The 8,858-nt window shown below is 64.7% G+C and carries 12 protein-coding genes and 1 pseudogene; 5 read left to right on the top strand and 8 right to left on the bottom strand.

Features of this window, described 5'->3' with window-relative positions:
* Positions 1 to 9: 9 nt before the first annotated feature.
* The gene (locus VNW74_RS21255) at positions 10 to 225 is read right to left on the bottom strand and encodes a biotin/lipoyl-binding carrier protein (RefSeq protein ID WP_006245864.1); all 216 of its coding nucleotides are present in this window, start codon (positions 223 to 225) and stop codon (positions 10 to 12) included.
* 384 nt (positions 226 to 609) lie between these two features.
* On the opposite strand from VNW74_RS21255, the gene VNW74_RS21260 reads away from it, so the two are divergent.
* Positions 610 to 1,347: a hypothetical protein gene (locus VNW74_RS21260; protein WP_325680435.1), complete on the top strand. Its 738-nt coding sequence runs from the start codon at positions 610 to 612 to the stop codon at positions 1,345 to 1,347.
* Between the two features lie 70 nt (positions 1,348 to 1,417).
* Entirely contained in the window at positions 1,418 to 1,492 is a 75-nt protein-coding gene (locus VNW74_RS31935) for a 50S ribosomal protein bL37 (RefSeq protein ID WP_414686739.1), read from the top strand.
* Between the two features lie 13 nt (positions 1,493 to 1,505).
* On the opposite strand, the gene rsrA is transcribed toward VNW74_RS31935, so the two are convergent.
* Both rsrA and VNW74_RS21270 read right to left on the bottom strand, forming a co-directional pair.
* Positions 1,506 to 1,751: a mycothiol system anti-sigma-R factor gene (rsrA, locus tag VNW74_RS21265; RefSeq protein WP_325680459.1), complete on the bottom strand. Its 246-nt coding sequence runs from the start codon at positions 1,749 to 1,751 to the stop codon at positions 1,506 to 1,508.
* Positions 1,752 to 1,807: 56 nt separating this feature from the next.
* The gene (locus VNW74_RS21270) at positions 1,808 to 2,503 is read right to left on the bottom strand and encodes a sigma-70 family RNA polymerase sigma factor (RefSeq protein ID WP_414686740.1); all 696 of its coding nucleotides are present in this window, start codon (positions 2,501 to 2,503) and stop codon (positions 1,808 to 1,810) included.
* Positions 2,504 to 2,780: 277 nt separating this feature from the next.
* Here VNW74_RS21270 and VNW74_RS21275 point away from each other — a divergent pair, with 277 nt between their 5' ends.
* Both VNW74_RS21275 and VNW74_RS21280 read left to right on the top strand, forming a co-directional pair.
* Positions 2,781 to 3,629 (top strand): NAD(P)-dependent oxidoreductase, encoded by an 849-nt coding sequence (locus tag VNW74_RS21275; protein ID WP_325680439.1) that lies wholly within the window; start codon positions 2,781 to 2,783, stop codon positions 3,627 to 3,629.
* An 11-nt stretch (positions 3,630 to 3,640) separates the two neighbouring features.
* Positions 3,641 to 4,129 carry a YbaK/EbsC family protein gene (locus VNW74_RS21280; protein ID WP_325680441.1) on the top strand — a complete coding sequence of 163 codons (489 nt, stop codon included), beginning with the start codon at positions 3,641 to 3,643 and terminating at the stop codon, positions 4,127 to 4,129.
* On the opposite strand, the gene VNW74_RS21285 is transcribed toward VNW74_RS21280, so the two are convergent.
* From VNW74_RS21285 to VNW74_RS21295, 3 genes are all read right to left on the bottom strand, one after another.
* Positions 4,107 to 4,784: a class I SAM-dependent methyltransferase gene (locus tag VNW74_RS21285; protein ID WP_325680442.1), complete on the bottom strand. Its 678-nt coding sequence runs from the start codon at positions 4,782 to 4,784 to the stop codon at positions 4,107 to 4,109. The two genes, VNW74_RS21280 and VNW74_RS21285, sit on opposite strands and share 23 nt — an antisense overlap.
* 89 nt (positions 4,785 to 4,873) lie before the next feature.
* Entirely contained in the window at positions 4,874 to 5,713 is an 840-nt protein-coding gene (locus VNW74_RS21290; protein ID WP_325680444.1) for an enoyl-CoA hydratase/isomerase family protein, read from the bottom strand.
* A complete protein-coding gene (locus VNW74_RS21295; protein ID WP_414686741.1) occupies positions 5,713 to 6,264 on the bottom strand; it encodes a TetR/AcrR family transcriptional regulator in 552 nt (183 codons plus the stop codon). The genes VNW74_RS21290 and VNW74_RS21295 overlap by 1 nt, the downstream gene beginning before the upstream one ends.
* Before the next feature lie 118 nt (positions 6,265 to 6,382).
* Between VNW74_RS21295 and VNW74_RS21300 the strand changes: the two are divergent.
* Positions 6,383 to 6,574, top strand: a pseudogene (locus VNW74_RS21300) (DUF664 domain-containing protein); the annotation flags it as partial.
* A gap of 183 nt (positions 6,575 to 6,757) precedes the next feature.
* Here VNW74_RS21300 and VNW74_RS21305 read toward each other — a convergent pair.
* Positions 6,758 to 8,020, bottom strand: coding sequence for an acyl-CoA dehydrogenase family protein (locus VNW74_RS21305; RefSeq protein ID WP_325680448.1), 1,263 nt, complete (start codon positions 8,018 to 8,020; stop codon positions 6,758 to 6,760).
* 55 nt (positions 8,021 to 8,075) lie between these two features.
* On the bottom strand, positions 8,076 to 8,858 hold a 783-nt coding region (gene phaZ, locus VNW74_RS21310), incomplete at its 5' end, for a poly(3-hydroxyalkanoate) depolymerase (protein WP_325680451.1).

The following is an 8,858-nucleotide window of genomic DNA, read 5'->3' on the forward strand; positions in this document are numbered from 1 at the left end:
AGCAAATGGCTAGCTGATCACGGCGATAAGGTCGCCGGCCTGGATGACGTCTCCCACCGAAACACTGACCTTGCTTACCGTGCCGGCAACCTCGGCCAGGACCGGGATCTCCATCTTCATCGATTCCAGCAGCACCAACGTGTCACCCTCGCCGATCTGGTCGCCCTCGTGGACGACGACTTCGAGCACGCTGGCCACGATCTCTGCGCGGACGTCCTCGGCCATCATCACCCCGTTCGTCAACCAGCCGGTGTTTTCGCAGTGCTGCCGTTCCATCGAACCACAACCAGTTCACCTGGACGCGAGGGAGTGAGTCCTACCGTCGGGTCGTGTCGGCGCCGACAGTGCAGGTCGGCCGCTGCTGCGCGCGGGAGAAGGGGGCCGGCTGATATCGCGGAGATATCAGTAAGCAAACTCCAAGATTACTAAGCGAACCTATAGAGTTCGTCCTGTGATCGTGTCGTGTTGTTAATGTGACATTTGAGCAGCAGAGTTTCCAGAGTGATTGGAGTGCCTGATGCACATTTAGTGCCTCAGCCGAATCTGAGGGGAATTCCGTTGTCCGAGAATACGTTTGCTAATACGACCAATCGACGCCCATTTACCCGAGTGAAAGCCGGCATCGGGGTTGCGCTGGCAGCGATCGCCACCATCGGGCTTGGCGCAGGGGTCGCCGCGGCCACTCCCCAGCAACCATTCCTTGCCGACGACCCACTGCCCGTTCCAGGCCTGGGCGGAGCCGGCAGTGCCGTGAGCATCGCCAATTCGCTCTTCGGCTCACTGAGCGGTTTGATGAATAACGTCATCCCCGGCAGCGGGGACCTGTTGATGCCGGCCAGCAGTGCCCTCACGCCCGGCGGCCTCGGCGGAATGCCCGGCGGCCTCCCCGGCGGCCTCGGCGGAATGCCCGGTGGCATGCCCGGCGGCCTCGGAGGAATGCCCGGTGGCCTCCCTGGCGGAATGCCAGGCGGAATGCCCGGTGGTCTCCCAGGCGGCTACCCCGGCGGCCTCCCCGGACAACCCCCCGGCGGATTCCCAGGCCAGAATCCTGGCTATCCCGGCGGACTTCCAGGCCAGAACCCCGGCGGATTCCCAGGCCAGAACCCTGGCTACCCGGGCGGCCTTCCGGGACAGACGCCTGGCGGATTCGCAGGCCAGACGCCCGGTGGGCTTCCCGGCCAGACGCCCGGCGGATTCCCAGGCCAGACACCGGCGCTACCTGGGCAGACGCCGCCGGTGCCTGGTCAGACAGCGGGGATTCCCGGACAGACAACGGCGATGCCCGGGCAGCCGTTGCCGGTGCAGCCTGCCGGGGTCATGCCAGCGGGCACGGGGTCGATTGCGTAGCCCCCCGGGCTACGCAACACCCGACGCATGAAAGACTGACCTGCAGATACATCTGCCAGGAGGATCAGTTATGGCCAAGCGAGGCCGCAAGAAGCGTGACCGCAAGTACAGCAAGGCCAACCACGGTAGGCGCCCCAACGCGTAGTCAGGCGGGGCGGCTACCGTCGGATGATCGTGGTCCGGCTGATCTCTAGCCGTAGCCGCTCACGCAGCGCCTCCGGGGCTTTCTCGCCGCGGCACTTGCTCGCGATCAGTACCTTGATTCGCTCCTCCAGGCCATAGAACTGCAGGCATGGCGGGCATTCTTCGAGGTGCTTGCGTAGTTTGTCCCGATTCTCCGGGGTGCATTCGCCGTCCAGCAATGTCCATACCTCGGCGATCACTTCGGCACACTCGGCCTTCATGCGCGCGTCGGCACCCGTCGCGGGGTCGCCCGGGCTAGAGGCGGGCGAAAACTCGGTCATGACGACACCTCCTCGGGCGCCTGATCGCCCCGGATGAAACCCCGGTCCTTGGCCACATCCGTCAGCAACTCACGGAGTTGGCGCCTGCCGCGGTGCAGTCGCGACATCACCGTGCCGATCGGTGTATCCATGATTTCGGCGATCTCCTTGTACGGGAAACCCTCCACGTCCGCGTAATACACCGCCATCCGAAATTCTTCGGGCAATGCCTGCAGTGCCTCTTTTATTTCGGTGTCCGGCAGCGCCTCAAGCGCCTCGACCTCGGCAGAGCGCAGGCCGGTTGAAGAGTGCTCGGCGGTGGCCGCCAACTGCCAGTCGGTGATCTGGTCGGTCGGATACTGCGCCGGCTGGCGCTGCTTCTTGCGGTAGCTGTTGATGTAAGTATTGGTCAGGATGCGGTAGAGCCACGCCTTGAGATTGGTGCCCTCTTTGAACGACCGAAATCCGGCGTAGGCCTTGACCATGGTTTCCTGAAGCAAATCCTCGGCATCGGCAGGATTCCGGGTCATCCGCAGCGCGCCGCCGTATAGCTGATCCAGCAGCGGAATCGCGTCGCGCTCGAAGCGCGCGGTCAGCTGCGCGTCGCTCTCGTCCCGGCGGCTACGCGCAGCGGTGTCCGAGACTTCCGAGACGGCTGAGACGTGTGAGGCGTCCGCGATCTCCGACTCGGTAGCGCCATCGATGTCGGCCATGTTGAGTAACGCAGTCCCTTCTGTCGCGATGCCGGTGAACAGGTCCATCAGCACCGGACCCGTCTGGCACCCGGCCAACCGCTCTTCGCCAATAAGGCTCGTCGCCGTTGACATCCGACTCCCTTCCCCAATCTAAAGGCTGCGACCGACAGTGTCTGCTTCGCACCTCTCAACAGCAACAATCGCCTCACTATTTCCGATCCATTTCCACCGACGCCGGCGACGCAATCCGGGCCGCCGATTCAGGCCGGTTGTGAGCAGCGTTACTGTGACGCTCATGTCCTTGAAAGCCAAGACCATGTTCATCTCGGGCGCCAGCCGCGGAATCGGCTTGGCCATCGCCAAGCGAGCCGCTCAGGACGGCGCCAACGTCGCCCTGATCGCCAAGACCGCCGAACCGCACCCCAAGCTGCCGGGTACGGTCTTCACCGCCGCGAAAGAGCTCGAAGAGGCCGGCGGCCAGGCGCTGCCGATCGTCGGGGACGTCCGCGACCCCGATTCGGTCGAGGCCGCAGTAGCCAAGACCGTCGAGCAATTCGGCGGCATCGACATCTGCGTGAACAACGCGTCGGCGATCAACCTAGGCTCCATCACCGAGGTGCCGATGAAGCGGTTCGACCTGATGAACGGCATCCAGGTGCGCGGCACGTATGCGGTGTCTCAGGCGTGCATCCCGCATCTGAAGGGCCGTGAGAACCCGCACATCCTGACGCTGTCGCCGCCGGTGCTGCTCGGAAAAGAGTGGTTGAAGCCGACGGCTTACATGATGGCCAAGTTCGGCATGACCCTGTGCGCGCTGGGCATGGCCGAGGAGCTGCGCGACGAGGGCATTGCGTCCAACACGCTGTGGCCGCGGACGCTGGTGGCCACCGCCGCGGTGCAGAACCTGCTCGGCGGCGACGAGGCGATGGGCCGCGCACGCAAGCCAGAGGTGTACTCCGACGCGGCCTACGTCATCCTCAACAAGCCCTCCCGTGAGTACACCGGCAACACGCTGCTGTGCGAAGACGTGCTGGTGGATTCCGGTGTCAAAGACTTGTCGGTGTACGACTGCGTGCCCGGCGGGAAACTCGGCGTCGACTTCTGGGTGGACGGCGTCAACCCGCCGGGGTACTCGGGTCCCTAGGGGCCGCTTACATGGCCGGCGCTGCGACACCGGCGCTTGCGGCTTTGATCGCTGCCGGTGTGCCGCACGAGCTGGTGAAGTTCGATCACGATTCGCGAGAACGCTCGTTCGGCGTCGAGGCGGTCCATGCGCTGACCACGGATGGCAGCATCGCGGCAGGGCAGATCTATAAGACGCTGATCATCGCGGTGCCGGAGGGGTTGGCCGTTGCGGTACTGCCGGCGTCGTCGAAATTGTCACTGAAGGCGGCCGCTGCCGCGTTGGGGGTGACCAAAGCCGGCATGGCCGAACCCGCCGCCGCGCAGCGGGCCACCGGCTATGTGCTCGGTGCTGTCTCGCCGTTTGGGCAGCGCGCGCTGCTGCCCACCGTCGTCGACTCCAGCGCGCTGGCCTGGGACCGGGTGTACTGCAGTGCGGGCCGACGCGGATGGGACGTCGCGGTTGCGCCCGCTGATCTGGTCCGGCTTACCGGCGCGGTCACCGCGGAGATTCAGGCTTGAGCGGAAGTTCGAGATCCGATACGACAAGCCGATATCCGAGATCGAGCTGCGGCTTGTCGAGAAGATCGGCGTGGCGATCAGTCCACGCGCCCGTGGCGAGATCGGAGCCTAGCCGCGACAATCCTTCTCGCAGCTGAGGTTCGGCCATCAATGCGAACATCGAGATCCCGGCACGGACTTCGGCGTCGAGATAGGCGTGTGGGCGACGCCAGTATGCACCGCCGAATCCGTCAGCGCAGTCGTAAGGAATCGGGACCGTCTGGACCGATGCATTGTCCAGCAGCGACAGCAGTTTGGTGATCGGCACGGCCAGACGCATGTCCATCTCCGCGGCAGCAGGCAGGTATTCGCGCAGCAACCAGAACTGACGAAAGACGGTGTGGTCCCACGTGAGGATAACGATGCGCCGGCGGGCGACGCGGATCATCTCGGCGACGCCGGCGTCGACATCTGACCAGTGGTGGACGGTCAGGACTGCGAGCGCGGCATCAACGGCGTTTGCACAAATAGGCAAGTGTTCGGCAACAGCACGCACCACCGGTGCGGCGCCGCCCCTGCGTTGCCTGATCATCACCGTGCTGGGTTCGACGGCGACGACCGTGTTCGACGGTTCGTAGGAGCCGGTCCCGGCGCCGATGTTCGCGATCGTACCCATACCCTGTAGCGCCCGGTCGACGAGCGAAGCGATTCGTGGATCCGGTTGGCGCGTCGCCGAATACGTGCGTCCGGCTCGGTCGTATCGAATCAACGACCGGCCAGCATGGTGCGCACGCTGTCGGCGAACGCGGCGGTGGTGAAGCAGGTGGGTTCGGCGAATTCCTCGATGGTGAGCGCGTCATTCCAGCCGGCGTCGGCCGCGGCCCGCAGCAGCGGCTTGGTCATCGCCACCGCATGTGCCGGCATGGCAGCGACGCGTGAGCACCAATCGTCGGCAGTAGCGAGCAGACTGTCGTGCTCAACGACCTGCTGCACAAGCCCCAACCGTTGTGCGGTTCGGGCATCGATGTGTTCCCCGCTCAAGTAGTAGGCAAGCGCACCCTGGTAGCCGAGCCGGCGGGTCAACGCCCAGCTGGTGCCGACCTCGGGAATCAGGCCCAGACGGCCGAACGCGGGCACGATCACCGCGCGCTCGCTGGCGATGGCGAGGTCGCAGGTCAGCGCCCACGCCAGGCCGACTCCGGCCGCCGGGCCGTTGAGCGCGGCCACGAAGATTGTGTCGGACCCGGCGATCAGCCGGGCGATACCCCCAAACTCGCGGCGGATCCAGCGCCAGACGTCGGCCACACCCTCGGGTTGGCTCAGCTGCTCGGTCGCCGCACGCATCATCTTCAAGTCGCCACCCGCGCTGAAGCCCGGGTCGGCACCGGTGAGCACCACACTGCGAATGTCGCTATCGGCGACGAGGGCATCGAGCGCTCGTCGTAGCTGTCGCACCAGCGGCGCGGAAAGTACGTTGAGCCGGTCGGGTTCGTCGAGGGTCACGACGGCCCGGTCACCGCGATGCTCGACGCGGATTCGCCGTGGCGCCTCGGGGTCATCGCCGTCGGCGACCATACCGCGGTAAAGCGATTCTGCTGCACTCATCAATCGTCCTCCTGGATATCATTGGCCCGCAATGCCTTCCACGCGGCATCGGCAAAGGTCTTGGCCACCCCGCGCGGCATTCTCGGTTCGTCGCCGGCAATCCAGTACCGGCTGAATTCCTGTGCCGGACCGAACCACAGGGCGGCCGTGATGCCACCCTGCATCGGCCGCAGGGCGCCATAGCTGTGGTGTGGACGCCACCAGTCCCGCACGGCGGCGAAGAACTCCCGGTTACGGTCACCTAGCTCCGCGCTGTCCGGCCGATCACCCAGCAGCAACGCCGCCTCGCTGCGGTTGTCGACCACCCACCGCAGGTGATGCGCGACGCCGCCGCGGATCCCGCCCTCAGCGGTGCCGTGCCTGCGCAACATGGCGAGGAATCCCGCCTGGTATTCGCCCATGACTTGGGCGTACACGGCAGCGGCTAGCGCTGGTTTGTCTGGGAAATGGTGATACATCGCTCCGACGCTGACATCGGCGTCACGCCGGATCTCGTCGAGTGTGGCCGCGATGGCGCCGTCGGCCGCAAACCGCCGGCGGGCGGTCTGCATCAATCGGCCTCGTGCGTCGGCGGCGTTGGATCTCGGCACGAGGAATACTCTATCGCTATCGAGGAATCCTCTGGCAAACCTCTGGCACAAATGAAGCACCTTTGTAGACAGCAGCTTCCACGTGTCCGACGATGAAACCCTCGCCAAGGTGATCACCGAATACGCTGCAGGATGCCGACGGTCGAACGACCTGACAGCCGCCTTCGCACTCGACGCCATCGTCGAACACCACATCGTCGGCCCCGTAAGCCTGCGATTCATCTACGTGGCCATGATCGCCGAAACCGCCCGGCACGCCGGCCACGCCTGAACTGAACAGTCTGGGCGTCAGACGAGCTGCACTGGAACGCTTTCGGTCCCTTACAGATAAGTCAACGAGAGTGCTGACGCGAAGATGCACTGACCACGCCGCCCGTCGAGTTAATCCAGCGGCGGCCCGTCGATCCGCTGGCCTGCACCGGGTGTGTGCCGTCGCTGGCCTGAGGTTGCCCGGTCAGGCGAACGCGCTCTGCCCGGTGATGTGCCGACCGACGATGAGGGACTGGATTTCAGCAGTTCCTTCGTAGGTGACCAGGGCTTCCATGTCGCACAGGTGGCGCATGACGTGGAAGTCGAGCACGACACCGTTGCCGCCTAATACGTCACGGGCCAGTCGACACACGTTTCGGCCCTTGACTGTGCAGTAGTACTTGGCGAGCGCGGCCATCGTTTCTTCGACCTTGCCCTCATCGATGAGCCGGGCCATTCGGATGGCGTACAGCTGCATCGCGGTGAGATCGCCGAGCATCTCCACCAGCATCGACTGGATGACCTGGTTCCTGGCGATCGGCCTGCCGAACTGCTTTCGCCGCAGCGCGTAGTTCAGGGCGATGTCATAGGCCGCGACTGCGTGTCCGGCCGACCCCCACGCGACGGAATTGCGGGTGCCGGCGAGCACCTTGCCCACATCCTTGAAGCTGTTGCAGTTCTGCAGTCGAGCGTCTTCGGACACGCGGCAGTCGGTGAGGATGATGTCCGCGTTCTGTACCATCCGCAGCGACATCTTGCCGCCGATCTTGGTCGCCGCGTATCCGGGGTTGTCCTTCTCCACGACGAACGCCTTGACTTGGTTGTCCGCGGTGTCGCGGGCGTATACGACGATGTAGTCGCACCACACGGCGTTGCCCGGCCAGCGCTTGCGGCCGTTGAGCACCCATTCATCGCCTTGCCGCTCGGCGGTGGCCTCGAGCATGACGGCGTCCGAACCGTGCTCGGGCTCCGTCAGGGCGAACGCCCCGATCTTTTCCAGGCGCGCCATCGCCGGTAGGTAGCGCTGCCGCTGTTCCTCGGAGCCCAGGATGTTGATTGACTGCATCGCCAACCCGAGGTGTACGGCGAAGAACGTGGCTATGCTCCCGTCGATGCGGGACAACTCGTACGTGACCATGCCGGCGGCCACCGCGCTCATCGATGTGCACCCGTGGTCGCCCAGGTTGTAGTCGCCGACAATGTTCAGCGCGGCAATTTTCGGGACCAGCTCGAACGGGAACTCACCGCGTTCCCAATACTCATTGACGATCGGCAGGATCTCGGCCTCGCCAAACGCGCGGACCTTGGCAAAAATCGCCTTTTCCTGTTCGGTCAGCTGATCCTTCATCAGGAAGTAGTCCGTCTCCCGGGCAACGCCGATGTCCTCGACGAGGGAGGCGGTGGCTGGATCGGCATCCTTGGCGCCGCGTGTCTCAAACGAGATGAGCGGTTTTGGCGTCGTTGTCATGGTTGTTCCCGGGTGTTCGTTAGGTAGACGTCCGAGGTATCGATGTTGGTGTCGCTCATGGCTGCTCTTCAAGTTCGTGCAGGAACGTCTCGATGACGGGTGCGAGCTCGGCGGCGTTGTGCACGAGATCGATGTGGCCGCCGTCGTGTTGGTGCAGTCGCGAATGCGGCAGCAACGCGTTCATGATGCGCGCGTTGACCAACGGGATAATCGGATCATCGCTACCCGCCACGATCAACGTCTGCTGCCGCACCGCAGGCAGCGCGAACAGGCTGGTCCACACCGCACCCGCGAGAAGCTGGTGCAGGTAACCCATCTTCGATCCGGCGTGCAACTGCTGAAGAAACAGTCGGGCAACATCCTCCCCGTGAGCGCGGACAGTGCCGCCGTACAGTTCGCCGGCAATGGATGCGGCGTAGTCCGGGTCCGAAAACCTGCGCGGCGTAGCCATTTTCGCCAGTACTCGTGGATGAGCGGGCACCATCAGCGCGCCGGTGCCCGTCGCCACCAGAATGAGACGCCGACATCGGCGCGGGTTCTGAAAGGCGAACTGCTGCGCAAGCGCCCCGCCCCAGGACAGCCCGAGCACATCCACCACGCTGATTCCCAGCTCGGATAGTACCCGGCCCAGCACCCAGGCAAGGTACGGGAACCCGTAGGGCGCAAGGGATGTGGGCGATCCCCCGGTTCCTGGCACATCGAATCTGACCACCGTGGTATTCGGATCCAGCTGCTCCACCAATGGGTCCAGCACTTCCAGGCTCGCCCCGATGCCGTTGCACAACACCAGCGGCACACCGGTTCCCCACCGCACGTTCACCCGGATCCGCTGCCCGCC

Source organism: Mycobacterium sp., from assembly GCF_035570115.1.
In the GTDB taxonomy this organism is placed as follows: domain Bacteria; phylum Actinomycetota; class Actinomycetes; order Mycobacteriales; family Mycobacteriaceae; genus Mycobacterium.

Coding starts and splice junctions, on each gene's coding strand:
- VNW74_RS21285 (WP_325680442.1), bottom strand. CDS start 4,784: ATGGGTACGATCGCGAACATCGGCGCCGGGACCGGCTCCTACGAACCG.
- VNW74_RS21305 (WP_325680448.1), bottom strand. CDS start 8,020: ATGACAACGACGCCAAAACCGCTCATCTCGTTTGAGACACGCGGCGCC.
- VNW74_RS21275 (WP_325680439.1), top strand. CDS start 2,781: ATGTCCTTGAAAGCCAAGACCATGTTCATCTCGGGCGCCAGCCGCGGA.
- VNW74_RS21295 (WP_414686741.1), bottom strand. CDS start 6,264: ATGCAGACCGCCCGCCGGCGGTTTGCGGCCGACGGCGCCATCGCGGCC.
- VNW74_RS21270 (WP_414686740.1), bottom strand. CDS start 2,503: ATGGCCGACATCGATGGCGCTACCGAGTCGGAGATCGCGGACGCCTCA.
- rsrA (WP_325680459.1), bottom strand. CDS start 1,751: ATGAAGGCCGAGTGTGCCGAAGTGATCGCCGAGGTATGGACATTGCTG.
- VNW74_RS21290 (WP_325680444.1), bottom strand. CDS start 5,713: ATGAGTGCAGCAGAATCGCTTTACCGCGGTATGGTCGCCGACGGCGAT.
- VNW74_RS21255 (WP_006245864.1), bottom strand. CDS start 225: ATGGCCGAGGACGTCCGCGCAGAGATCGTGGCCAGCGTGCTCGAAGTC.
- VNW74_RS21280 (WP_325680441.1), top strand. CDS start 3,641: ATGGCCGGCGCTGCGACACCGGCGCTTGCGGCTTTGATCGCTGCCGGT.